26 protein-coding genes are annotated in these 24497 nt (G+C 60.5%); 24 read left to right on the top strand and 2 right to left on the bottom strand.

What is annotated here, in order from left to right:
* The first annotated feature begins 97 nt into the window (after window positions 1-97).
* The 3 genes from PQU94_RS05885 (at window position 98) to cydX (ending at window position 3125) form a co-directional block, all read left to right on the top strand.
* Window positions 98-1687: a cytochrome ubiquinol oxidase subunit I gene (locus tag PQU94_RS05885; RefSeq protein ID WP_272740543.1), complete on the top strand. Its 1590-nt coding sequence runs from the start codon at window positions 98-100 to the stop codon at window positions 1685-1687.
* A gap of 24 nt (window positions 1688-1711) precedes the next feature.
* Complete coding sequence (cydB, locus tag PQU94_RS05880) at window positions 1712-2872, top strand: cytochrome d ubiquinol oxidase subunit II (protein ID WP_272740542.1); 1161 nt, start codon at window positions 1712-1714, stop codon at window positions 2870-2872.
* 130 nt (window positions 2873-3002) lie between these two features.
* Window positions 3003-3125, top strand: a complete 123-nt coding sequence (gene cydX / locus PQU94_RS05875; RefSeq protein WP_126419631.1) for a cytochrome bd-I oxidase subunit CydX — start codon at window positions 3003-3005, stop codon at window positions 3123-3125.
* A 56-nt stretch (window positions 3126-3181) separates the two neighbouring features.
* Here cydX and PQU94_RS05870 read toward each other — a convergent pair whose 3' ends face one another.
* Window positions 3182-4387 carry a polysaccharide biosynthesis protein gene (locus PQU94_RS05870; protein WP_272740541.1) on the bottom strand — a complete coding sequence of 402 codons (1206 nt, stop codon included), beginning with the start codon at window positions 4385-4387 and terminating at the stop codon, window positions 3182-3184.
* Window positions 4388-4529: 142 nt separating this feature from the next.
* On the opposite strand from PQU94_RS05870, the gene PQU94_RS05865 reads away from it, so the two are divergent.
* Genes PQU94_RS05865 through moaC form a run of 3 tightly spaced genes read left to right on the top strand, consistent with a single transcriptional unit; the run spans window position 4530 to window position 5758 of the window.
* Window positions 4530-4820 carry a MoaD/ThiS family protein gene (locus PQU94_RS05865; RefSeq protein ID WP_272740540.1) on the top strand — a complete coding sequence of 97 codons (291 nt, stop codon included), beginning with the start codon at window positions 4530-4532 and terminating at the stop codon, window positions 4818-4820.
* 3 nt (window positions 4821-4823) lie between these two features.
* Window positions 4824-5282 (top strand): molybdenum cofactor biosynthesis protein MoaE, encoded by a 459-nt coding sequence (locus PQU94_RS05860; protein WP_272740539.1) that lies wholly within the window; start codon window positions 4824-4826, stop codon window positions 5280-5282.
* Window positions 5282-5758 carry a cyclic pyranopterin monophosphate synthase MoaC gene (gene moaC, locus PQU94_RS05855; RefSeq protein ID WP_272740538.1) on the top strand — a complete coding sequence of 159 codons (477 nt, stop codon included), beginning with the start codon at window positions 5282-5284 and terminating at the stop codon, window positions 5756-5758. The genes PQU94_RS05860 and moaC overlap by 1 nt, the downstream gene beginning before the upstream one ends.
* Window positions 5759-5764: 6 nt before the next feature.
* On the opposite strand, the gene PQU94_RS05850 is transcribed toward moaC, so the two are convergent.
* Complete coding sequence (locus PQU94_RS05850) at window positions 5765-6634, bottom strand: 50S ribosomal protein L11 methyltransferase (RefSeq protein ID WP_272740537.1); 870 nt, start codon at window positions 6632-6634, stop codon at window positions 5765-5767.
* Window positions 6635-6729: 95 nt separating this feature from the next.
* Between PQU94_RS05850 and PQU94_RS05845 the strand changes: the two genes are divergently transcribed.
* The 18 genes from PQU94_RS05845 to rplB all read left to right on the top strand — a co-directional run bounded on the left by PQU94_RS05845 (window position 6730) and on the right by rplB (window position 24497).
* Complete coding sequence (locus PQU94_RS05845) at window positions 6730-7551, top strand: hypothetical protein (RefSeq protein WP_272740536.1); 822 nt, start codon at window positions 6730-6732, stop codon at window positions 7549-7551.
* Between the two features lie 20 nt (window positions 7552-7571).
* Window positions 7572-8324: a gamma-glutamyl-gamma-aminobutyrate hydrolase family protein gene (locus PQU94_RS05840; protein ID WP_272740535.1), complete on the top strand. Its 753-nt coding sequence runs from the start codon at window positions 7572-7574 to the stop codon at window positions 8322-8324.
* A 278-nt stretch (window positions 8325-8602) separates the two neighbouring features.
* A complete protein-coding gene (locus PQU94_RS05835; protein ID WP_272740534.1) occupies window positions 8603-9994 on the top strand; it encodes an aspartate aminotransferase family protein in 1392 nt (463 codons plus the stop codon).
* A 195-nt stretch (window positions 9995-10189) separates the two neighbouring features.
* A complete protein-coding gene (locus PQU94_RS05830) occupies window positions 10190-10441 on the top strand; it encodes a hypothetical protein (protein ID WP_272740533.1) in 252 nt (83 codons plus the stop codon).
* A gap of 84 nt (window positions 10442-10525) precedes the next feature.
* Window positions 10526-12214 (top strand): alpha-amylase family glycosyl hydrolase, encoded by a 1689-nt coding sequence (locus PQU94_RS05825; protein WP_272740532.1) that lies wholly within the window; start codon window positions 10526-10528, stop codon window positions 12212-12214.
* A gap of 148 nt (window positions 12215-12362) precedes the next feature.
* Window positions 12363-13760 (top strand): globin-coupled sensor protein, encoded by a 1398-nt coding sequence (locus tag PQU94_RS05820; protein ID WP_272740531.1) that lies wholly within the window; start codon window positions 12363-12365, stop codon window positions 13758-13760.
* 240 nt (window positions 13761-14000) lie between these two features.
* Window positions 14001-14372, top strand: a complete 372-nt coding sequence (rpsL, locus tag PQU94_RS05815) for a 30S ribosomal protein S12 (RefSeq protein WP_013478452.1) — start codon at window positions 14001-14003, stop codon at window positions 14370-14372.
* A 12-nt stretch (window positions 14373-14384) separates the two neighbouring features.
* Window positions 14385-14858 carry a 30S ribosomal protein S7 gene (rpsG, locus tag PQU94_RS05810; protein WP_013478453.1) on the top strand — a complete coding sequence of 158 codons (474 nt, stop codon included), beginning with the start codon at window positions 14385-14387 and terminating at the stop codon, window positions 14856-14858.
* Between the two features lie 139 nt (window positions 14859-14997).
* The gene (gene fusA / locus PQU94_RS05805) at window positions 14998-17076 is read left to right on the top strand and encodes an elongation factor G (protein ID WP_272740530.1); all 2079 of its coding nucleotides are present in this window, start codon (window positions 14998-15000) and stop codon (window positions 17074-17076) included.
* A 158-nt stretch (window positions 17077-17234) separates the two neighbouring features.
* On the top strand, window positions 17235-18425 hold the full coding sequence (gene tuf / locus PQU94_RS05800) for an elongation factor Tu (protein WP_013478455.1): 1191 nt from the start codon (window positions 17235-17237) through the stop codon (window positions 18423-18425).
* Window positions 18426-18618: 193 nt separating this feature from the next.
* Window positions 18619-19590, top strand: a complete 972-nt coding sequence (locus PQU94_RS05795) for an endonuclease/exonuclease/phosphatase family protein (protein WP_272740529.1) — start codon at window positions 18619-18621, stop codon at window positions 19588-19590.
* 71 nt (window positions 19591-19661) lie between these two features.
* Window positions 19662-19820 (top strand): CAP domain-containing protein, encoded by a 159-nt coding sequence (locus PQU94_RS18165; protein WP_368407060.1) that lies wholly within the window; start codon window positions 19662-19664, stop codon window positions 19818-19820.
* A 328-nt stretch (window positions 19821-20148) separates the two neighbouring features.
* The gene (locus PQU94_RS05790; protein WP_272740528.1) at window positions 20149-21351 is read left to right on the top strand and encodes a GNAT family N-acetyltransferase; all 1203 of its coding nucleotides are present in this window, start codon (window positions 20149-20151) and stop codon (window positions 21349-21351) included.
* 307 nt (window positions 21352-21658) lie between these two features.
* The gene (gene rpsJ, locus PQU94_RS05785; protein WP_006273890.1) at window positions 21659-21967 is read left to right on the top strand and encodes a 30S ribosomal protein S10; all 309 of its coding nucleotides are present in this window, start codon (window positions 21659-21661) and stop codon (window positions 21965-21967) included.
* Between the two features lie 11 nt (window positions 21968-21978).
* Window positions 21979-22710, top strand: a complete 732-nt coding sequence (gene rplC / locus PQU94_RS05780) for a 50S ribosomal protein L3 (RefSeq protein ID WP_013478458.1) — start codon at window positions 21979-21981, stop codon at window positions 22708-22710.
* 2 nt (window positions 22711-22712) lie between these two features.
* On the top strand, window positions 22713-23345 hold the full coding sequence (gene rplD, locus PQU94_RS05775; RefSeq protein WP_272740527.1) for a 50S ribosomal protein L4: 633 nt from the start codon (window positions 22713-22715) through the stop codon (window positions 23343-23345).
* A gap of 3 nt (window positions 23346-23348) precedes the next feature.
* Entirely contained in the window at window positions 23349-23645 is a 297-nt protein-coding gene (locus tag PQU94_RS05770; protein ID WP_107874122.1) for a 50S ribosomal protein L23, read from the top strand.
* 15 nt (window positions 23646-23660) lie between these two features.
* Window positions 23661-24497 (top strand): 50S ribosomal protein L2, encoded by an 837-nt coding sequence (gene rplB, locus PQU94_RS05765; protein ID WP_013478461.1) that lies wholly within the window; start codon window positions 23661-23663, stop codon window positions 24495-24497.

Raw genomic sequence — 24497 nt, 5'->3', positions numbered from 1 at the left:
ATTTCGGACATCAAGGGGCAAATTTCCACACCGCTGCTGCACCTTGCCGCAGGGTTGTGCGATCTAAAAACCCCAATAACCCGAGGGATATATCTCAATGGATATGATGACCGTCGATCTATCAAGGCTGCAGTTCGCCTTGACGGCGCTGTATCACTTTCTGTTCGTCCCGCTGACGCTTGGCCTTTCCTTTATGCTGGTCATCATGGAAAGCGTCTATGTCCTGACGCGGCGCGAAATCTGGCGCACCATTACCCGTTTCTGGGGCACGCTTTTCGGCATCAATTTCGTGCTGGGCGTAGCCACGGGTCTGACCATGGAATTCCAGTTCGGAACCAACTGGTCCTATTATTCACACTTTGTCGGCGACATCTTCGGCGCGCCTCTGGCGATTGAAGGCCTGATGGCCTTCTTCCTCGAAGCGACCTTTGTCGGGCTGATGTTCTTCGGCTGGGACCGCCTGTCGCGGGTCGGGCACCTGATCGTTACGTTTATGGTGGCGCTGGGTACAAACCTGTCGGCCCTGTGGATCCTGATCGCCAACGGCTGGATGCAAAATCCGGTCGGTGCGGACTTCAACCCGGCCACCATGCGCATGGAAGTTTCCGACTTCACGGCCGTGCTGTTCAATCCGGTGGCGCAGGCCAAGTTTGTGCACACCGTCTCGGCGGGCTATGTGATCGCGGCCGTCTTCGTCCTCGGCGTATCGGCCATCTATCTCCTCAAGGGCAAATGGGTGTCGGTCGCCAAGCGTTCGATGGCGGTGGCGGCAGCCTTCGGTCTGGCTTCCTCGCTGTCGGTCGTCGTTCTGGGCGACGAGTCGGGCTATGCCCTGACCGATAACCAGAAGATGAAGCTGGCGGCCCTTGAGGCCATGTGGCACACCGAGCCGGCCCCGGCGGGCCTGACCCTGTTCGGTATTCCGAACCTGAAGACCCATCACACCGATATGGAAGTCAAGGTCCCCTATGTTTTGGGCCTGATCTCCACGCGCTCGCTGGATCGTCCGGTCATCGGTATTCTCGACCTCGTGGAAACGGCGGAACACCGCATCCAGTCGGGTGTGGCCGCCTATGACGCCGTGGAAAAGCTGAAAGCCAACCCTCAGGACCTCGCCGCTCGCGCGCAGTTCGAAGCGCACAAACGCGACATCGGCTACGGCTATCTGCTGAAAAAGTACGTCGCTGACCCTCGTACCGCAGACGCCGCCCTCATCCAGAAGGCTGCTCTCGACACCATCCCCAATGTGCCGGTGATGTTCTGGGTCTTCCGCCTTATGGCCGCCATCGGCTTTGCCATGATCGCTCTGTTCGCTCTGGCCTTTGTGCTGGTTAGCTTGCGCAAGGCCGAGCACACCCGCTGGTTCCTGCGCCTCTGCGTGCTGGCAATCCCGCTGCCGTGGCTTGCGGCGGAAGCCGGGTGGGTGCTGGCTGAGCTGGGGCGTCAGCCCTGGGCCGTCGAAGGCGTCCTGCCCACCTTTATGGGCGCGTCCAGCCTCACCGTCGGGCAAATCTGGGTGACCATAGTGGGCTTCACCCTGCTGTACGGCACGCTGGCCGTCATCGAGGTCGGCCTGCTGGTCAAGACGATCAAGACCGGTCCCTATGCGTCGAAATTCGGTCGTATGCACGACGCCGAAGAAGCCAGCCCGCTGCAAAGCGGTGGCCTCGCCGGCCCGGCTGAATAACGCGCAGACAAAGGAGTAACCCTTATGGAACTACCTATCGACTACATGACCTTGCGGGTCATCTGGTGGCTGCTCATGGGCGTGCTGCTGATCGGCTTCGCCATTATGGATGGCTACGCACTGGGCACGCTGGCAACCCTGCCGTTCGTCGCCAAAACCGACGAAGAACGCCGGGCTGTGATCAATACCGTCTCGGCCACCTGGGAAGGCAATCAGGTGTGGCTCATCCTGGGGGGCGGCGCCATCTTCGCCGCCTGGCCCTTCGTCTATGCGGTGAGCTTCTCCGGCTTCTATCTGGCCATGTTCCTTGTGCTGTCCGCACTGATCCTGCGTCCGGTCGGCTTCAAGTACCGCTCCAAGCGGCCGGGCAAGGCGTGGCGCAACAACTGGGACTGGGCGCTGTTCGTCGGCGGTTTTGTCCCGGCTCTGGTCTTCGGTGTGGCCGTCGGCAATGTGCTTCAGGGCGCGCCGTTCAGCCTCGATAGCGACCTGCGCATCACCTATCACGATCAGTTTCTGGGCGGTCTGCTCGGCCTGTTCAGCCCCTTCACCGTCCTGTGCGGCCTGACCTCCGTGGCCATGCTGCTGCTGCAAGGGGCGACCTGGGTGTCGCTGAAGATCGAAAAAGGGGCCCTGCGTGACCGCGCCATCACCTACGGCGTTTATGCCGCTCTGGCCGTGATCGTTCTCTTTGCGCTGGGTGGCGTCTATCTCGCCTATGGCGGTCTGGGCTTCAAGGTCGTGGGCGACATTGCCGCCGATGGCCCGTCCAATCCCCGCAATGCCGAGGTCGTCAAAGAGGCCGGGGCCTGGCTCCTTAACTACGGCAAATATCCGTGGATGATAGCCGCACCGGTACTGGGTTTCGTAGGCGCGCTGCTGGCGCTTCTGGGGCTGAAGATCAAGGCAGATCCTTGGGCCTTCATCGGTTCCTCCATCGGCGTGCTGGGTATTATCGGCAGCGTGGGCGTTTCGATGTTCCCCATCATCCTGCCTTCGACGGTCGATGCCCGCTCCAGCCTGCTGGTGTGGACGGCCTCCAGCTCGCACACCACCCTGTTCATCATGCTGGGTGTGACGCTGGTCTTCCTGCCCATCGTCCTGCTCTACACGGCGTGGGTCTATAAGGTGCTGTTCGGCCGCATCGAAGTGAAGGCGTTGAAGACGAATCCGGACCTCTATTGAAAGCATGGGGGAAACCCTGTTTCCCCCATGTGCCCCCTTCTCAGGATGGCGAAAAATTTTCTTGGGGCGGCCCTTCGAAAATTTTTCACATCTTTCTTGAGCCTGACGTCGTCAGGCAAGGAGTTGCAAAATGTGGTATTTTACCTGGGTGCTGGGCCTCGGTCTGGCGGTGACCTTCGGGATTTTGAACGGGATCTGGTTCGAATTCCTCACCACGGATGATCCCGATGCCGAAGACCCGCATAAAGACTGAGCAATACTAGACCAAAAACCCCCGCTGTCACCAGCGGGGGTTTTTTGAACTTCACCTTAAACTTTTTCCGGCTGAGGCGCAGGCGGCGGTGGTGAATAGTCGCGCAGTGTTTTCACAAAGTGGAAGACCTGCGCCTTGACGATTTCGTCCTCGCCGCGTTCGGCCAGCGTAAACAACTCGCTCATCAGGTGCGGCGGCAGGTGCAGGTCCATCGCCTGATTGACCACCTTGAAGATACCGGGGCGTAAGGGTTCGCGGATTTCATTGTCATCGAGAAGCGCCTCGGTGATCTTTTCGCCGTCGCGCAGGCCGGTCAGAACGATCTGGATGTCCTTATCGACCTTGAGGCCATACATTTCGATCATGCGCCGGGCCAGATCGTAGATACGAATGGGCTCACCCATTTCGAGAATGTAGAGGCTCGATTTTTCCGACAGGTTCGTAGCGTTGTGCATGGCCGCTGTCATGACCAGTTGCACCGCCTCGAAGATGGTCATGAAAAAGCGTTCGACCTTGGGGTCGGTCAGCGTAATCGGCCCGCCGCGCTCAATCTGGGCGCGGAACAGCGGCACTACAGAGCCCGTCGAGCCCAGCACATTGCCGAAGCGCACGACGCAGGCCTGATTGAGGTGGCCCATCTGCGACGAAATCAGGTGTTCGGCCAGACGCTTCGTCGCCCCCATCATCGAGGCCGGGGCGACCGCCTTATCCGACGAGATGAGGACCAGCTGTTTCACATTGGCGGCTTGCGCTGCGTCGATGACATACTGCGTGCCCATGACATTGGTCAGCACCCCTTCCGACGGATTGATCTCAACCATCGGGACGTGTTTGAGCGCCGCCGCGTGGAAGATAACGTCCGGCTTCTGCGCTACGAAAATAGCTTCAAGGCGGGCTTTGCGCCGGATGGAGCACAGGATCAGGCTGACCGGAGGCTTGCCGAACTCCAGATTTAGCGACTGCTCGACATCGTAAAGCGCCAGTTCGGTGTGGTCGATCAAAGTGACGTGTGCCGCCCCCAGTCGCAGGGCCTGACGCGCGATTTCCGAGCCGATCGAGCCGCCGCCCCCGGTGATAAGGATACGTTTGCCGGCGTAGAAGGCGCTTAGCGCCTCGTGGTCCAGATGGACCTGTGGCCTTTGCAGCAGCGACTTGTACGAAATCTGGTCATTGGGATCGGCCAGCGATAACCGGACGTTCCGTTGCCCCAGTAAACCGGACTTGGCCAAAAGCCGTAAAATACGATTGTTAAGTATGGCCATTCGAACCTAGTACCGGCCCTGAAAGGGAATAAAACATACAGGCATTGACACCCCCCGCGTCCTGCGTGCATGGCGATCGTAAAACGTCCGCCGCCGCGCAACTTACAGCTTTTCATGAAAAAAGAATAAGGTAATTTTGTGAGTGGATGATTTTACTCAACAGATTTTCCCTCGGAGCGTGATGCAGATCACAGTTCTCTTTTTTGGCAAGGTGGCCGACACACTGGGTGAACGGCAGCGCGTACTGGATTTCGCTGATACGGACATGAGCCTGTTCACCCTGCGCCAGAGCGTGTTGGGCACTGCCTTTGCGTCGGGCGCATTGTCGCGTGAGCGGGTGCTAATGAGCGTCAATCAGGGGTTAACCCAGGAGGATCGCTCCTTGCAGGCCGGCGATGAGGTCGCCTTCTTTCCTGTCTTTTCCGGAGGCTGAGGCGTGGCAACGGTCGAAACCCTGCTTTTGCCCCAGGCCCTCGACGGTCAAACGCTGTATCGCCGTTTCGTGGAGGCGAATCGCGGAGCCGGAGCCATTGTCACCTTTTCCGGCCGGGTGCGGGGGGAGACGGCCGACGGCGCGGTGTCGCATCTGTGGCTCGACTGGTATCCCGGCATGACCGAGCAGAGCCTGACGGATATCGCAGAGGCCGCCGCCGCGCGCTTCGACGTGCTGGCGCTGCTGGTGGCGCATCGATGCGGCGAGGTTCAGGCCGAGGACGAGATTGTGTTTGTGGCGGCGGCCTCGTCGCATCGGCGGGCGGCCTTTGAGGCGGCCGACTATCTAATGGACCGGCTGAAGTCCGAGGCGGCTTTGTGGAAGCGTGAGATCGGCGAGGGCTTTGCGCGTTGGGTTGAGCCTACGGCCAAAGACGCTGACGATCTGAAACGGTGGACATGATGAGTGAAAACAGCCTGTCACACATAGGTAAGGATGGCCGCGCCCATATGGTCGATGTCGGGGCGAAGGCCGTGACGGCGCGCAAAGCCCGCGCTGAGGGGCGGCTGATCTGCGCCCCTGAGACGCTGGCGATGGTACGCGAGGGCACGGCGCCCAAGGGGGCGGTGATCGCCACGGCTGAAATCGCCGGCACTATGGCGGCCAAGAAAACGGCCGACCTGATCCCCCTGTGCCACCCGTTGAGCCTGACGAAGGTCGGGCTTGAGATTGCGATGGATGACACCTTGCCAGGCTTTCGCCTGAGCGCGGAGGTGAAGACGTCAGGGCAGACGGGCGTCGAGATGGAGGCCCTGACCGCTGTGTCGGTGGCGGCGCTGACCCTCTATGACATGCTGAAAGCGGTCGACAAGAGCATGCGTATCGACGGCATAGAGGTGGTAGCCAAGGCTGGCGGCAAGGCCGATTACGGGTACTAAATACCCTTAACCACCCCGCTGCATCACAAGCGTGCACCAGGCGTCGCGGTGGATTCGGCGCACGACACGGAAGCCCTTGGACAGATAGGCGGCCTTGACGAAGCGCTCCTGCGTGCGCAACAGGCCCGACAGGATGACCGTGCCGCCCGGCCTGAGCGCCAACTTTATCGACTGCGACAGACCGACCAGCGGACGCGCCAGAATGTTGGCAAAGACCAGATCGTAGGGGGCGTCCTTGCGTACGTCCTTGTGGTTCAGGCCATTGGCCCAAACAAAACGAGCACCAGCCGAATTGAGCTTAGCGTTTTCGTTGGAGATGCGCACGCTGATGGCGTCGATATCGGTGCCGACGGCGTATTTCGTGCCAGTCTTGGCGGCGGCGATGGCCAGCACGCCCGTGCCCGCGCCGACATCCAGCACGCGCTCATAATGGTGTTTTTTTAACAGATCGTTATAGGCCCACAAGCAGCCGACCGTCGTCCCGTGGTGCCCCGTACCGAAGGCAGCCCCGGCTTCGATACGCAGATTAACCGCATTGAGCGGCTTTTTGCCGCGATCGTGAATACCGTACACGAAGAATCGTCCGGCGCGCACGGGCGGCAGACCCGACAGGGCCATGGCCAGCCAGTCGGCATCGGCCAGTTGATCTGCGGTGACGATCAGCTCCGGATACTCTGCCAGAAGCTCTTGTAAACGCTGATCTTCCTCCTCGGTCGTGGGGAAGGCGTCGATGCGCCAGATATTGCGGTCCTCATCCTCTTCGAGGATGGAATAGGTCGCGCCTTCGAGCCAGGCATCGTTGTCGATGGCCTCTGCGGCGGTTTCCGCCACCTGACGGGGGCCTTTTGCGATGATTTGTTGTGGATTATAAGTCATTGTAGGCTTTGCAGATCGTCCGATTCGATGTGACGGAAGCGTTTCAACGGTCTTTTATGCGTAAGGGGGCCCTTACGCCAATGGGAAAGTAGGCAATGGCGACGGAAAAAAAGACGAAGACGGTAAAGGCGGCGGAGATTCCGGCGGATGCCGGAGTGAAAAAGACGATCGCCCGCAAGGCGCCCGCACCCAAGGCGGCGGCAGAAACTGCCGTAAAGGCCGCGACCGAAAAGACCGTCAAGGCTGCCGATGCCACCGCCAAGAAGGCAGCCAAAACGGCCGCCGCTGTGACCAAGAAGGCGGAAACCGCGACCAAGGCGGCGACCGCCCAGATCGAAAAAGCGGCCAAGACCGCCAAGGCCAAGGTCGAGAAGGCTGAAAAGGTCGTCGAAGCCGAGGTCAAGAAGGTCACCCGCACGACGACCCGTGCAGCCAAGAGCGTGGCTGCGGTCGAGCCGAAGGTTGCCAAGGCGCGCACCCGTGCCACCAAGGCTGTCGAGGCCGCTCAGGGCGAGATCGATAAGGCCGTCAAGCGCGCCAAGCCGGCACTCGACAAGGCCGCAAAGACCGCCAGCGCGGCTGCCGCCGTCGCCAAGGAAAAGCTGGAAGACGCGGCTGAGGCTGCCAAGCCCGTCGTCGAACAGGCGAAGGCTAGGCTCGACGATGTCGTCGAAGCCGCCAAGCCGAAGATCGAGGAAGCGGTGCACAAGGCCGAAGAGGTTGCCGCCTCTGCCAAAGAAAAGCTGGATGAGGCTGTTGAAAAGGCCAAGCCGGTGTTGAACGAGGCCAAGGAGGCTGTCGAAGAGGCCGTGGCCAAGGCGCAAACCGAGGCCCATAAGGTGCAGGAAGAGGTCAAGAAGGCGCAGGCGCAGGTCAAGAAGCGCGGCTTCTTCGACTGGCTGTTCGGCCGCAAATAAGCCGTGACACGGAGCGGCGGATGCACGAAGCCCTGCCGGTCATCGGCATCAGTTGCTGCCATCGTGACTTTGGCGTCGAGATGGCGCAGGCGGTGATGGACCGTTACGTCCGCGCCGCAACGACCTACGCCGAATGCTCCGCGCTTCTCATCCCGGCCATTACCGGTTTCTTTGACGCCCGTTCCGTTGCTTCGCGACTGGACGGGCTTTTGCTGACCGGATCGCCCTCCAACATTGAAGCGCGCCGCTATGGCCAGGCGGGCGGAGAGGGGCCGTTCGACACCGAGCGCGATGAGGTGTCGTTTTCTCTGATCGAAAGTCTGACCCTGATGGGCAAGCCGGTCTTCGGAATTTGCCGGGGTTTTCAGGAGATCAATGTGGCGCTGGGCGGTACGCTGCGCGGGGATCTGGGGACGGCACCTGAGGGCTCCGGGCGTCTTGATCATCATGCACCCGCAGAAGCCCGTTTCGCCGATATGTTCGAGCACCGACACCCAGTGACCCTTACCCCCGCTGGCGTGCTGGCGCGCGCGGTCGCGCGCGAGGCGCTGACGGTCAATTCGGTGCATTTTCAGGGGGTGGACCGGCTGGCGGAGGGGTTAAGCGTCGAAGCCGTGGCCCCGGATGGGGTTGTCGAGGCCTTCAGCGCCAATATCGGCGGCGCTCAGGTGCTGGGGGTGCAGTGGCACCCGGAATGGCAACCGGAGCTTTATCCTGACCGTCAGGCCTTTTTCCGCTTGCTCGGCGCAGCGGTGCGCGGAAACGCGATCTAATTTGCCTCGCCTGATAAACCTTGCAGCGTTCAGTTTGGAGGTGGTGCCAGTAAGGTTAGAACCACAGATTACACAGATGGGCGCTGCGCACCAGTGCGGGGCCCTCGGGACACCTATCTTTCTGTGAAATCTGTGCAATCCCTCGTTCCTATCATTTCCATCACAGTCATTCCGTAAATTGTGATCACAATTTCGCGCGGCCCGTGATTTGGCCATTCCGCTTTTGCCGGGGCGGGGCTATAGTCACATGAGACCCTTTCCGTTATGGAGCGCCCGTTATGAATATTCCGCTCAAAAACAACGACTCCGCCGAACTGAAGGCGCTCGATCTGGCGCACCACCTGCCGGCGCAGGCCGACTATGCCCTGCTGGAACAACTGGGTGGCAGCCGTATTATCACCCATGCCGAAGGCTGTGTGATCACGGATATCGACGGCAAATCGCTGCTGGATGGCATGGCCGGGCTGTGGTGCGTCAATGTCGGCTACGGGCGCAGCGAACTGGCCGAAGCGGCCTATAAGCAGATGCTGGAACTGCCCTATTACAACACCTTCTTCAAGACGGCGACCGCCCCGGCGGTGCGGCTGGCGGCCAAGATCGCCGAGAAGATGGTTCTGGGCAATCCGGACCTCAAGCACGTCTTCTTCAACTCGTCGGGGTCTGAGGCCAATGACACGGTCTTCCGTCTGGTTCGTCACTACTGGACGCTGGAGGGCGAACCGGAGCGTCAGGTCTTCATCTCGCGTCGCAATGCCTATCACGGTTCAACCGTCGCCGGTGCGTCGCTGGGCGGCATGACCTTCATGCACGCGCAGGGGGGGCTGCCCATTCCCGGCATCGAGCACGTGCGTCAGCCCTACCTGTTCGGCGAAGGCTTCGGTCAGGACCCGGACGCCTTTGCTGATGCCTGCGTTCAGGACATCGAAGACCGTATCCTCAGCGTCGGGCCGGACAAGGTCGCGGCCTTCATCGGTGAGCCGGTACAGGGCGCCGGCGGTGTCGTCATCCCGCCTGAAAGCTACTGGCCCAAGGTCGAGGCCCTGTGCCGCAAGTACGGTATCCTCCTGATCTGCGACGAAGTGATCTGCGGCTTTGGGCGTCTGGGTCAGTGGTTCGGCCATCAGCATTACGGCGTCAAGCCGGATGTTATCGCCATGGCCAAGGGGTTGTCGTCGGGCTATCTGCCGATTTCGGCGGTTGGCGTGTCGTCACAGATCGTCGAGGTTCTGAAAACTGGCGGCGACTTCGTGCACGGCTATACCTATTCGGGTCACCCGGCGGCGTGTGCCGTGGCGCTTGCCAATATCGGCATTATCGAGCGCGAGGGCTTGATCGAGCGCACGCGCGAGGTAACCGGTCCCTATCTGGCGCAGGCCCTGAAGCGCCTCGACGGCCATCCGCTGGTCGGCGAAGCGCGCTCTATCGGTCTGCTCGGCGCAGTGGAAATCGTCGCCGAAATGGGCACCAATACACGCTTCAAGGGGGCCGAAGGCCACGCCGGTCCGGTGGTGCGTGACATCTGTATCAAGAACGGTCTGATGGTGCGCGGCATCCGTGACACCATCGTCATGTGCCCGCCGCTGATCATCACCGAGGGCGAGATCGACCGCATTGTCGAGATTCTGGAGGCTTCGCTGACCGAGGCCGAGCCGGTATTGCGCGCACTCTGATCGCTTTCTTATGAAGCGGTAATGCCTCGCCTCGCGTCTTTTAATGTCTGGCGGCCTACCCTGTCACGGCATGAAACGAGCAACCCTGTCCTACACACGTCGCTTTTGACAGCGCGTGCAACATAATCGGCCCGGTCTGAGTGTCCCCGGCTCAGGCCGGGCTTTTTTGTCTCAATCGTAAGCAAGGAGAAGTCTATGACCGCCCCACATAAGACTGACGATCCGCAAAAGGCCGAAACCGCCGATGTGCGGGAACATTTTTCACGCGACAAACCCTCAAACGGCGAAGCGGGCGAATCCTATGCCGACGAAAAAGACAGCAAGGACGAGCGGATGCAGCCCAAGACGCCGAACGGCAGGGGTCTGGCCAATGAGCACTATGTCAAAAGCGACTCTGATCAGCCGCGCGTTGCTGAAGAACCAGGCTCCTTAAGCGGTCGCAGCTAACCCCGCATACGTATTCATCCGCCGGATGTCTGTTCGCAAATGAGCGCCTGTGTTTTCCTGCGGCAAAAGACAGGGAGACAGAGCATGGCAATTAAACCGCTGATAGGCGTGGCGCTGGCGTGTGCGCTGATGGCCACGGGCGCTCACGCGCAGACGGCTAGAGCGGAGTTCGTTCAGACGGAATCGAAATCTCGCTCCAGCGGTTCGTTTTGTCGCGCATTTAATTTCGAAAACCGCTGCACACTTTTCGGAATGCGCTCTAAGATCGACGTATCCAAGGTCATCGCCGAGCCACGCGACAATGGCTTGCCCGCTCACTGGAACCGCAGCGCCACCTTTATGGAAATCTTTGTCCGCTCCTATCAGGACTCTGACGGCGACGGCATCGGTGATTTCAACGGACTGACCTCGCGGCTCGACTATCTGAAAAGCCTGGGGGTCACCGGCATTTGGCTCATGCCTATGCACCCGTCGGCAGACAAGGACCATGGCTACGCCGTCAGCGACTATCGCGCCGTCAATCCGGCCTATGGGACGATGGCGGATTTCGAGCGCTTCGTGGCCGAGGCGCACAAGCGCGGTATCGGCGTCATCATCGACTATGTGATGAACCATTCGGCCAGTGACAACCCGATCTTCATCAGCGCCGCGAAATCGAAAACCTCGCCTTATCGCGACTGGTACATCTTCGCCGACAAGAACCCGAATTGGGCGGGCTTTTCCTGGGGGCCGTGGCGCCAAAACAAGGTCGGCAAAGGTTATTTCTATGGCCTGTTCGACGATCAGATGCCGGACTTCAACCTGAAAAATCAGCGGGTGATTGACTATCACGCCGACAATTTCCGCTTTTGGCTGAACAAGGGCGTTGATGGCTTCCGTATCGACGCCGTGACCATGCTGGTCGAAAATGGCCCCACCGCCTATATGGATCAGCCGGAAAACCTTGAGGTCCTTAAACAGGTCAATGCGGTCGTCAAAGCCTATCCCAACCGCTACCTGATCTGCGAAGCTTCCGAACAGCCCGCCCTCTATGCGGGTGAGGCCTGTACGAACTCCTTCGCCTTCGGCACGCAAAAGGAAATCAAGTCCAGCGCGCGCGAGGGCAAGCTGTCATCAAAGCTGGCGACGCAACTGGCGTCGGACAAGCGCTCCCTGATGCCGCTGGTCCTGCAAAGCCACGATTCCTATGTCGGCGACCGCCTGATCCACGATCTCGATGCCGGCAGTTACCGTGTAGCGGCGGCTGTCTCGGTGCTGGCGTCTGATACGCCGTTTTCCTACTACGGCGAAGAGATCGGACTGGCCAATAATGGCAAGTATGACGATCCCGGACTGCGCGCCCCGATGAGCTGGGACGGCTCGGCCGGGCACGGCTTCACCAAGGCGGCCAGGCCCTATCGCGCCTATGCGACCAATGCGGCTACCCATAATGTAAAGGCCCAGTCCGGCGAAGGGGGCAGTCTATTGGAGTATTACCGCGCCCTCTATCTGGCGCGGCAGGCGCATCCGGTACTAGCAGATGGAACGCTTACGCTTCTGTCGAAGGCCGGGGAGGAGGCGCTCGTCTTTGCGCGTCAGAGGGAGGGGCAAAAGGCGCTGGTATTCATCAACCTGTCTGCCACTGCGCAGACCTTTCAGACGAAGGGCGACGGGGTGTGGACCTCGGCCTTGGACCTCGGCGCACCGGCGCAGCTAACGGCAGAGGAAGGTAATCTGCGCCTTATCCTGCCGCCCAAGGGCGTAGCCGCCTACGTCGCGAAAGGCGAGAAGTAGGTCAAAGGCGGCGCGCAGTGTGACCCTTTGTCGCTGTTTGGGCGGGTCTGAAGCTTCAGGCTTCATTAACCGCTTTACGTGCAGTCTTCGGCGCGCGACTACCGGACGTTAGTCCTTTTTCCTGGTGTCGCGTGTAGGGAGTAGCGTAATGACCGATCTTCAGCCCGGTATTGAAACCCGTTTTCAGTCTAATCTTCAGATTGACCTGAATCAAAGGCTTGAATTTGCTCAGATTACGCCTGCGGACCGCGCCGCCCTTCGCGCCCTTTGGCCGTTGATTGCCCCGCAACTGCCGGACATATTACGCCGCTTCTACGCCCATCTGTTCCAATATCCGCACCTGAAGGCCATGGCCGGCGATCGTCAGGCGGCGCTGGAAGGCGCGCAATTCCGCCACTGGGAACGTATCTTCTCCGGCGCCTTCGATGAGGCCTATCTGTGCGAAACCCAGAAGATCGGCCGGGCCCATGAGCGGATCGGGCTGGAACCGCGCTGGTATATCGGGGCCTATCGCTTTGTCCTCAATGAATTGACGGGCCTCATTCTGGTGCGCAGCCGCTTTGCACCGAAAAAGGCGCAGGCGCAGATCGAGGCGGTCAACAAGGCCATACTGCTTGATCTGGACCTGGCTATCTCCACCTATCAGACAGTCCTGCTGGAAGAGCGCCGCCGTCAGGCCGAGCAGACAGAAACCGCCATCGGTACGTTTCAGTCGGCGGCCTTTGGTATTCTCAATAAGCTGCGTCAGTCCGGCAGCGGACTCAGCGACGCCGCCGAAGACATGGCGTCGGTCGTGACCGGCGCCTCCGACCACGCGCGCGGTATCGCTACCGCTTCGCGCGACACCGCCGACAGCGTGTCCTCTGTGGCCGCGGCGGCGGAAGAATTGTCGAAATCTATCAATGAGGTCTCGTCGCAGATCGCCAATGCGGCGGCTTCGATCTCAGATACGGTGCGCCTGATGGATGCCTCACGCAGCGATATCAACAACCTGCTCGATTCGGCGCGTCAGGTCGGTGAGGTGGTCAACCTGATCCAGACTATCGCGTCTCAGACCAATCTGCTGGCGCTCAATGCCACGATCGAGGCGGCCCGGGCAGGGGAGGCCGGACGCGGTTTCGCCGTGGTGGCCACCGAGGTCAAGCAACTGGCCACCCAGACCTCACGCGCCACCGATAACATCACGCGCCAGATCAATGAGATACAGGGGGCCACCCGCAACGCTGTGTCGGCCATCGAACGTATTTCCGCTTCTATGAGCGAGGTGGAACAGATTGCCACCGCCATCGCTGCCACGGCTGAACAGCAGGGGGCGGCAACGCAGGAAATCGCCCGAAGCGTCATGCGCACCTCAAGCGGGGCGCAGGCCCTGTCGGAAAATGTCGCGCGTGTCACCCAGGCCATCGACCATACGGCGGGGACCTCAACTGTTGTCGGCAGCGCGGCGGCGTCACTCAACAGCGACGCGGCGCAGCTGAGCCAGCAGGTGCAGACCTTCTTTGACACATTGCGCCAGCACGCCGTGACTACGCGCAAGAGCGCCTGAGCGAATCCTGCTTGACCCGCAGGGGGGGCTCCTGTATAGCCCCGCAATCTTTTTTGAGGCGGGACCTGCAAGGGTCCGTTTTCAGAGCGATTGAGACAAGGGCCTGCGTGCCCGCCGTAACCCCCAAAGCGCGGGTTGCGGCTTTTGTGTTTGTCGTTTCCGATGCTTCTGAAGGCTACATCCCAACCGAGGTCGCCCGGCCAAACGGCACAGGCCTCCCCATCTAAGGCAAGAGATTAAATGCCCACGATTAACCAGCTTATCCGCAAGCCGCGCAAGCCGAACCCGAAGCGCAACAAGGTGCCGGCCCTGAAGGGCTCGCCCCAGCGTCGCGGCGTGTGTACGCGCGTTTACACTACGACCCCGAAGAAGCCGAACTCGGCTCTGCGTAAGGTTGCCAAGGTCCGTCTGACCTCCGGCATCGAATCGGTGTGCTACATCCCCGGCGTCGGCCACAACCTTCAGGAACACTCCGTGGTTCTGATCCGCGGCGGCCGCGTGAAGGACCTTCCGGGTGTCCGTTACCACATCCTGCGCGGCGTGCTCGACACGCAAGGCGTCAAGAACCGTAAGCAGCGCCGTTCGCACTACGGTGCGAAGCGTCCGAAGTAAGGATAGACTCATATGTCCCGTCGTCACCGCGCAGAGAAGCGTGAAGTTCTGCCCGATCCCAAGTTCGGGGATCTCGTTGTCACCAAGTTCATGAACTACGTCATGTACGAAGGTAAGAAGGCCGTCGCCGAAAACATCGTTTACGGTGCCTTCGACATCCTCGAAGCCAAGAAGAAGGACGCGACCGCGGTCGAGACCTTCCATGCGGCCCTCGACAACGTCGCCCCGTCCATCGAAGTGCGTTCCCGCCGCGTCGGCGGTGCCACCTATCAGGTGCCCGTCGAAGTCCGTCCGGACCGCCGCCGGGCCCTCGCCATCCGCTGGCTGGTCAACGCCGCGCGCAAGCGTGGTGAAAACACCATGACCGAAAAGCTGGCCGGCGAGCTGCTCGACGCTTCCAACAACCGCGGCACCGCGGTGAAGAAGCGCGAAGACACGCACAAGATGGCCGAAGCCAACCGCGCGTTCGCGCACTACCGCTGGTAACGGCTTGCGGGACAGGGCTGTCATGGTCCTGTCAAAAAAGCTCTATAAGGCGCGGGCGACTTCCTTCGGCAAGTCTCCCGCGTCTGCGCATAGTTCCTACGAACTTTTTTTAATTCCCCTTTTTGTCTGAGGCCCGTACATGCCCCGCAGTCACAAAATCGAGGACTACCGTAACTTTGGTATCATGGCGCACATCGACGCCGGCAAGACCACGACTACGGAACGTATCCTCTACTACACCGGCAAGAGCCACAAGATCGGCGAAGTCCACGATGGCGCTGCCACCATGGACTGGATGGAGCAGGAGCAGGAGCGCGGCATCACCATCACGTCCGCCGCGACGACAGCCTTCTGGCAAGGCAAGCGCCTGAACATCATCGACACGCCGGGCCACGTGGACTTCACCATCGAAGTCGAGCGTTCGCTCCGCGTCCTCGACGGCGCTGTGGCCGTGCTCGACGGTAACGCCGGTGTTGAGCCGCAAACCGAAACCGTCTGGCGTCAGGCCGACAAGTACAACGTGCCGCGTATCGTCTTCGTCAACAAGATGGACAAGATCGGCGCCGACTTCGACAAGTCGGTCGAGTCGATCCGCGACCGTCTGGGTGCCAAGGCTGTGCCGATCCAGTTCCCGATCGGTGCCGAATCCTCGCTGAAGGGCCTTGTGGACGTCGTCCGCATGAAGGCCGTGGTGTGGGACAATGACGGTCTGGGCGCGTCGTACCACGACGAAGAGATCCCGGCTGATCTGGTCGAAAAGGCCAACGAAGCCCGTCAGTACCTCATCGACAACGCCGTCGAACTCGACGACGAGGCGATGGAAGCCTATCTCGAAGGCAACGAGCCGTCGGAAGAGACCCTGAAGAAGTGCATCCGTAAGGCGGTTCTGACCTCGGCCTTCTTCCCGATCCTCTGCGGTTCGGCGTTCAAGAACAAGGGCGTTCAGACGCTCCTCGACGCCGTTGTGGATTACCTGCCGTCGCCGGTCGATATTCCCGCGACCAAGGGCATCGACTACAAGACCGAAGAAGAAGTCACCCGCAAGGCCTCGGACGATGAACCCCTGTCGGTTCTGGCGTTCAAGATCATGGACGACCCCTTCGTCGGCTCGCTGACCTTCTGCCGTATCTATTCGGGCAAGCTCGAAGCCGGTATGGGCCTGCTGAACTCGACGCGCGACAAGCGTGAACGCGTTGGCCGCATGTTGCTCATGCACTCCAACAACCGTGAAGACATCAAGGAAGCCTTCGCTGGCGACATCGTCGCTCTGGCGGGCCTCAAGGACACCCGCACGGGCGACACGCTCTGCGATCCGCTGAAGTCGCCGGTCATCCTGGAGCGCATGGAGTTCCCGGCCCCGGTTATCGAAATCGCCGTCGAGCCCAAGTCGAAGGCCGACCAGGAAAAGCTGGGCGTCGCCCTGTCGAAGCTGGCCGCCGAAGACCCGTCCTTCACCGTTTCGACCGACCACGAGTCGGGTCAGACGATCCTGAAGGGCATGGGCGAACTGCACCTCGACATCAAAATCGACATCCTGAAGCGCACCTATAAGGTCGAAGCCAATATCGGCGCGCCGCAGGTGGCCTACCGCGAATCGATCACCCGCAAGGCGGAAATCGACTACACGCACAAAAAGCAAACCGGTGGTACCGGCCAGTTCGCCCGCGTCAAGCTGGTGTTCGAACCGGGCGAGCCGGGCACGGGCTTCGTGTTCGAGTCGGCCATCGTCGGCGGCGCGGTGCCGAAGGAATATATTCCGGGCGTCACCAAGGGCCTCGAATCGGCCAAGGAAAACGGTCTTCTGGCCGGCTTCCCGCTGATCGACTTCAAGGCGACTTTGATCGACGGCGCTTTCCACGACGTTGACTCGTCGGTCCTGGCCTTCGAAATCGCCTCTCGCGCCGCCTTTAAGGAACTGCGCGAAAAGGGCGGCCCGAAGCTGCTTGAGCCGATCATGAAGGTCGAAGTCGTGACTCCGGAAGAGTATCTGGGTTCGGTCATCGGCGACCTCAACGGTCGTCGCGGCATGATCCAGGGTCAGGACATGCGCGGTAACGCCATCGTCGTTGACGCCTTCGTTCCGCTGGCGAACATGTTCGGTTACGTGAATACCCTGCGCGGTATGTCGCAAGGCCGTGCGCAGTTCACCATGGTGTACGACCACTACGAGCCCGTGCCGCAGCACGTGGCCGACGAAGTGATCAAGAAGTACGCCTAAAAACCATTTGGCCCGTAGCAAAGACTATGCTACGGGCCATCCCCACTGCGCCCCGAACCGGAAATCCGCAAGGATGACGACACGGATTTCCGGGGCGGAGTGCCCCCAGTTTCCAACCCCTAACCGAGTGAAGGCCCGCATATTTGCGGGGATTTGAAATGGCCAAGGAAAAATTTAACCGTACAAAGCCGCACTGCAACATCGGCACCATTGGTCACGTTGACCACGGCAAGACCACCCTGACCGCCGCGATCACGATGACGCTGGCCAAGTCGGGCGGCGCTACCGCCAAGAAGTACGAAGATATCGACGCCGCTCCGGAAGAAAAGGCCCGCGGCATCACCATCAACACCGCCCACGTTGAGTATGAGACGGAAAACCGTCACTACGCTCACGTTGACTGCCCGGGTCACGCCGACTACGTGAAGAACATGATCACCGGTGCCGCTCAGATGGACGGCGCTATCCTGGTCGTGTCGGCTGCTGACGGCCCGATGCCGCAAACCCGTGAACACATCCTGCTCGCCCGTCAGGTTGGCGTGCCGGCTCTGGTCGTGTTCATGAACAAGGTTGACCTGGTCGACGACGAAGAGCTGCTCGAGCTCGTCGAAATGGAAGTTCGTGAACTTCTGTCGTCCTACCAGTTCCCGGGCGACGATATCCCCATCACCAAGGGCTCGGCCAAGGCCGCTACCGATGGCGTGAACCCGGAAATCGGCGAAACCCAGATCCTCGCTCTGATGAAGACCGTGGACGAGTACATCCCGCAGCCGGCTCGCCCGGTCGACCAGCCCTTCTTGATGCCGGTCGAAGACGTGTTCTCGATCTCGGGCCGTGGTACGGTTGTGACCGGCCGCGTCGAGCGCGGTATCGTGAAGGTCGGTGAAGAAGTCGAAATCGTCGGCATCCGTCCGGTTCAGAAGACGACCTGCACGGGCGTCGAAATGTTCCGCAAGCTGCTCGACCAGGGTGAAGCCGGTGACAACGTAGGCGTTCTGCTGCGCGGCACGAAGCGTGAAGACGTTGAGCGCGGTCAGGTTCTCTGCAAGCCGGGCTCGATCACCCCGCACACCAAGTTCGTTGCCGAAGCCTACATCCTGACGAAGGAAGAAGGCGGCCGTCACACGCCGTTCTTCACCAACTATCGTCCGCAGTTCTACTTCCGCACGACCGACGTGACCGGCATCGTGACGCTGAAGGAAGGCGTTGAGATGATCATGCCGGGCGACAACGCCGAGCTGAACGTCGAACTGATCACCCCGATCGCCATGGAAGAGAAGCTCCGCTTCGCTATCCGTGAAGGTGGCCGCACCGTCGGCGCCGGCGTTGTGGCGAAGATCCTTGCTTAATTGCAAAGGTCTCGGTTTCTGCTCCTAAGCGGGCCGTCCACACCGATCAGACTAAAGAAACCCCCTGAGCTTGTCTCAGGGGGTTTTTTGTGTGCCTTCCGGGCCGTCTTGATCTCCATTGAAAAAGCCTCCCCTTATCGACAGCGACACGAAAAGTGTGCATTCTCCTGTGGGTTGAAACGGGGAGGGTGCGATGTTTCACGGCAATGTCAGTCTGGAGATTGCAGAAGGGCTGAAGACCCTGCGCAAGCGGATCGAAGCGGCGAAGATTCCGCCGTCGAAACTGGATGAAACGCTCAACATCGCTACCTGGAACATACGGGAATTCGGCAAGAAACGCCGGACCCAGGCGGCCATACATTATATTGCCGAGATACTGGGGCAGTTTGATCTGATCGGTGTGGTCGAACTGCGCGACAATCTGTCCGACCTGCAACGGGTCCTGCCCATATTGGGACCCTATTGGGATGTGGTCTATTCCGACGCGGTGCGTGATCAGGGCGGCAATTACGAACGCATCTGTTACCTGTTCGATACACGCGCGGTCGTGTTCAACGGTCTGGCCGCCGAGCCATCTCCCCCGCGCAGTAAGCGCGGCAGCGAATATCTGACGGATCAAAGCTGGTGGCGGTCGCCGTATCTGGCCTCGTTCAAATCCGGTAATTTCGACTTTCTCGCCTTCACCACCCACGTGCGCTGGGGCGATACAGAAGCCGCGCGCCTGAAGGAGATCGAAAGTCTGGCGGCGTGGATCGGCGCTAAGACGAAGGAAAAGACCGCAGAAGACAAGGACATCATCGTCATGGGGGACTTCAACATTCCGACCCGCGACAGCCCGATGCTCAAGGCCCTGCTCGAATGCGGCCTGAAGATACCGACAGCTCTGGCCAAGGATGAGTTCGGCTCCAATCTGGCCCGCGACAAACGTTACGACCAGATGCTGCACTTCACCCAGTTCACCGAAAGCTTCACCAATGCCGGTGGCGTGCTGGACTTCTATGCCGGCGATCATCGCCCGCTGTTCCCGGCGGACACCTATCCGGACATGGACAAGGACGCCTTCACCTATCAGTTGTCCGACCACCTGCCGTTGTGGATGCAGATCAATACCGATATAGACGGGCAGGTGCTGGACGCCCTGATCCAGCGCAAGAGACAAGGATGAGGGGGAGAGGCTTCCCCTGATGGCTGTGTGTTGGTCCTTGATGGTCGCCCCGGCTTCGGCGCAACAGGCGGATTGATCCCGTTAATCTAGAGCGAGAGGCGAAGGGCTGTGCGCCGCTGGTGCCCAATCACCGTCTGGACACCGCTGCAGACGATCAGGCACATTCTATGGCCGAACGCAATTTCTTCAACCATGTGCACCCGACAAAGCCAATCCTGCGCAACGTGTAAGTCAAACCGGCTATCGCTGGACCCTCGTGGCGGAAAATCTGCCTGTCGACTATCCGGATGCGGAAGCGGTCATGTGCGCTTGGATGCGTAGCGCTGCGCGCAGAGACAATCTGTTGAACTGCGATCTGACGGAATCCGGACTGGCCATGGTCTATCACCACCTGACGATGCCCCCTGCCGGGGGCAAGACACAGCCTATCCGTATTACTGAGTGCAGCTTCTTGCCTGCCCGGCCATCACGCCAGACAGGTCGCGTTAACCGTTCGACTTAGGGCAATATAAACCTTGCCACTGTACATCTGGTTGCAAAGTTACGCAGGAGAGCCGGATGGCCAGACTGACTCGCATCGAAAGCGTCGCGCCCGAGGCGCTGACCGCCGAAGATATTGCAGCCTGGGAAGGGTTTATATCGCGGCGCCCCGATCTGATCGGGCCCTATTTCGATGTGCGCTATGTCATGGACATCGGGCAGAGCGTGCCGGACGCTCATATTGCGCGGCTTTATGACGAACACGCCAACATCGCTGGTTTCCTGCCCTTTCAGTTGCGTGGCCGCACCATTCAGCCGCTAGGCGCGCCGCTGACCGACTATCACGGTGTCATTGCAGATGCGTCCTTCGTCATGGACTATCCGCTGCTGCTGCGCAGCCTCAAGGCCCACCGCCTCGAATTCATGGGCTGGGTAGGGGATATGTCCGCCGGCAATGCCCGCGCCCGCACCATCGAAGCGGTGACGCAGATTGCCGATCTGAGCGGCGGCTATGAGGCCTACCTGGCGCGACAAAAGGCGCAGCATCACAAATTCTATAAGAATGTCGGCCGCTGTCAGCGCAATGTCGAAAAGGACTTTGGTGGTTTCGCCTTTACGTTTGAGCGCGTCACGCCCGACCTGCTGCAATGGGTGATCGACCAGAAGCGTGAGCAGTACAGCCGTTCGGGGATGCACGATGTCTTCGGCTGTGGCTGGACACTCAACCTGCTGAGTGAGTTGGCCAAGCGTCAGGACGAGGGCTTCGGTCTGAGGGTAGGGGTCTTCCGTGACACGCGTGGTCCGGAGCCGGTGCTGGTGGCGGCGGAAATTTGCCTGATCCGCAACACCTATATGCATTTCTGGTTTCCGGCCTATGCCGAAGCCTATCACCGCTATAGCCCCGGTATTCTTCTGTCGTTGCGCATCATGCAGCACGTGGCCGAACGAGGCATCACCCAGGTGGACTTCGGGGCGGGCGGAGAGTGTTACAAGCACACCATGACCAGCCCGGCGCGCGTCTGCCTTGAAGGGACGGTCGAGGCGCGAGCCAGCCTGATGACGGTCGTGTTTGATGCGGTGGTTGCCCTGTCTCCGGTGGCGCAGGAGAAGCTGCGGGGTATAAGACTGAGCCTGCAACGGCGTCTGCGCACCATCCGGGCCTGCGAAACCTGCCCGAAAGGCAAACGCGACGCGTTTCAGGCCCTGTTCCGGCGGGGGATCAGCCGCCTGCGGGCCAATGCGCCGTCCCAGGCGCCGACCCCTAACGATATAGCCGCTTAAACTTCCAAAGAATTATGAGGGCAGGGGTTGACGCGGGCCGACTCCTTCGGCATATACGCGACCTCTGTTGGATCGGCCGTGAGGTTCAGGCTTCATACGCGGTCCGCATATTACGAAATTAAGTCGGCGGCCTCGTCTTTATATATAAGGTGACGCTTCCAGACTTTCCGAATGGCCACGCAGCTCACGCTGCGCGGCTTTGTTTTTGCGGATAACGCGTCGGTCTCCGTTTTGAGATCGAAGCTGGTCTTTGAAATGGTTCAACGGACGCGGGATACGCAACCCCTTAACTTGGAATAAGAGCGATATGGATCGTCAGAATATCCGCATCAGGCTCAAGGCCTTCGATCACCGCGTGCTGGACCATTCCACACGTGAAATCGTGAACACGGCCAAGCGCACCGGTGCTACCGTCCGGGGGCCGATCCCCCTGCCGACGCTGATTGAGCGCTTCACCGTGAACCGTTCGCCGCACGTCGATAAGAAGTCCCGTGAACAGTTCGAAATCCGCACGCACAAGCGCGTGCTGGACATCGTCGATCCCACCCCGCAGACCGTCGACGCGCTGATGAAGCTCGACCTGTCCGCTGGTGTGGACGTCGAGATCAAGATTTAAGGGGCCCGGTCATGAGAACAGGTCTCCTCGCAAAAAAGCTCGGCATGACGCGTTATTTCGACGCGCAAGGCCAGCACGTCCCCGTCACCGTCCTCTCGCTCGAAGGCTGCCAGGTTGTGGCTCAGCGTACCAAGGACAAGGACGGCTACACCGCCCTGCAACTGGGTGCCGGTACCCGCAAGGCCAAGAACGTCTCCAAGCCTGAGCGTGAACGCTTCGCCAAGGCTCAGGTTGAGCCCAAGGCCATCCTGTCCGAGTTCCGCGTCTCCGAAGACGCCCTCGTAGAAGTTGGCGCCGAATTTTCGGCCGATCACTTCGTCGAAGGTCAGCGCGTTGACATTCAGGGCACGACCATCGGTAAGGGTTTTGCCGGTGCCATGAAGCGCTGGAACTTCGGCGGTATGCGCGCCACCCACGGCGTGTCGGTCTCGCACCGCGCCCACGGTTCGACGGGTAACCGTCAGGATCCGGGCCGCACCTTCCCCGGCAAGAAGATGGCCGGTCACTATGGTGTGGAAACCGTCACAACGCTCAACCTCGAAGTCGTTCGCATCGACGCCGAGCGCGGCCTGATCTTCATCCGTGGCGCTGTGCCCGGTGCGGAAGGCTCGTTCGTCAAGATCCGCGACGCCGTGAAGAAGTCGGCCCCGCAGGCCCTGCCGTTCCCGGCCGGCCTCAAGAAGGCTGCTGCCGCTCCGGCTCAAGCTGAGGAAGCGCCCGCTCAAGAAGAGGGTGCTGAATAATCATGAAACTCGACGTTATCACTCTCGACAACGGCAAGGCCGGTTCGGTTGACGTCTCTGACGCCGTTTTCGGCCTCGAAGAGATCCGCAACGACATCCTGGCCCGCGTCGTCAACTGGCAACTGGCCAAGCGCCGCGCCGGTACGCACAAGGTTCAGACCCGCAACGAGAATTCTCGCACGGGTAAGAAGATGTACAAGCAAAAGGGCTCCGGCGGCGCCCGTCACGGTTCTCGCCGTGCACCGCAATTCGTCGGCGGTTCGCGCGCCTTCGGTCCGGTCGTTCGCTCGCACGCCTTCGACCTGCAAAAGAAGGTCCGCGCCCTGGGTCTGCGTCACGCCCTGTCCTCGAAGGCAAAGGCCGGTGCGCTGATCGTCCTCGATCAGGCCACGCTCGACTCGGCCAAGACCGCCGCGCTTCGTGCTAAGTTCGAAACGCTGGGCCTGAAGAACGCTCTCATCATCGCGGGCCCGGAAGTTGACACCAACTTCGCGCTTGCTTCGCGCAACATCCCGAATATCGACGTCCTGCCGTCGGCCGGTCTGAACGTTTATGACGTTCTGCGCCGCCAGACGCTGGTTCTGACGAAGTCGGCGGTGGAAGCGATCGAAGCCCGCTTCAAAGTGGAGGCCTAAGTTATGGCTGCTACTATCCGCAATTACGACGTCATCCTGGCGCCGCACATCACCGAAAAGGCGACCGTTCTGTCTGAACAGAACAAGGTGGTCTTCAAGGTGTCGCTCGACTCCTCGAAGGACGAGATCGCCTCGGCCGTTGAAGCTCTGTTCAACGTCAAGGTTGTCAAGGTGAACACGGTTGTCACGAAGGGCAAGACCAAGCGCTTCAAGGGCATCATGGGCCGTCGCAACGATGTCAAGAAGGCGATTGTCACCCTCGAAGAGGGCCAATCCATCGACATCACCACCGGTCTGTAAGGAGAGGATTGAACAATGGCTTTGAAGCAATTCAACCCCACCTCGCCCGGTCGTCGCGAACTGGTTCTCGTTGACCGTTCCGAGCTGCACAAGGGCCGTCCTGAGAAGGCTCTGGTCGAAGGTCTCACCAAGTCCGGCGGCCGTGGTGCCGGCGGTCGTGTGGCCGTCCGCTTCCGTGGCGGCGGCGCCAAGAAGCTCTATCGCATCATCGACTTCAAGCGTCGCAAGTTCGACGTGGCCGGTACGGTGGAGCGTCTGGAGTATGACCCGAACCGCACCGCCTTCATCGCGCTGATCAACTATGCCGACGGCGAAAAGGCCTACATCCTGGCTCCGCAACGCCTCAAGGCCGGTGACACCATCATCGCCTCGGAAAAGGTGGACGTGAAGCCGGGTAACGCCGCGCCGCTGCGTTCGCTGCCGGTCGGTACGATCATCCACAATGTCGAGCTGAAGCCCATGAAGGGTGGTCAGCTGGCCCGTTCGGCTGGGGCCTATGCTCAGCTCGTTGGCCGCGACGCCGGTTACGCCCAGATCCGTCTGGGTTCGGGTGAACTGCGCATGGTGCTCGACACCTGCATGGCCACCGTCGGTGCCGTGTCCAACCCGGACCACATGAACGAAAGCCTGGGTAAGGCTGGTCGCGCCCGTCACAAGGGCTGGCGTCCGCACGTTCGTGGTGTGGCCATGAACCCGATCGACCACCCGCACGGTGGTGGTGAAGGCCGCACATCGGGCGGTCGTAACCCGGTCACCCCGTGGGGCAAGCCCACCAAGGGCCGCAAGACCCGTACCAACAAAGCGACGGATAAGTTCATCATCCGCTCGCGTCACCTCAAGAAGGCTCGCTAA

Origin of the sequence: Asticcacaulis currens, from assembly GCF_028550395.1 — a bacterium.
Classification (GTDB): domain Bacteria; phylum Pseudomonadota; class Alphaproteobacteria; order Caulobacterales; family Caulobacteraceae; genus Asticcacaulis; species Asticcacaulis currens.
Note: the sequence above shows the minus strand (reverse complement) of the source record. Positions and strands in the feature narration are given on the sequence as shown.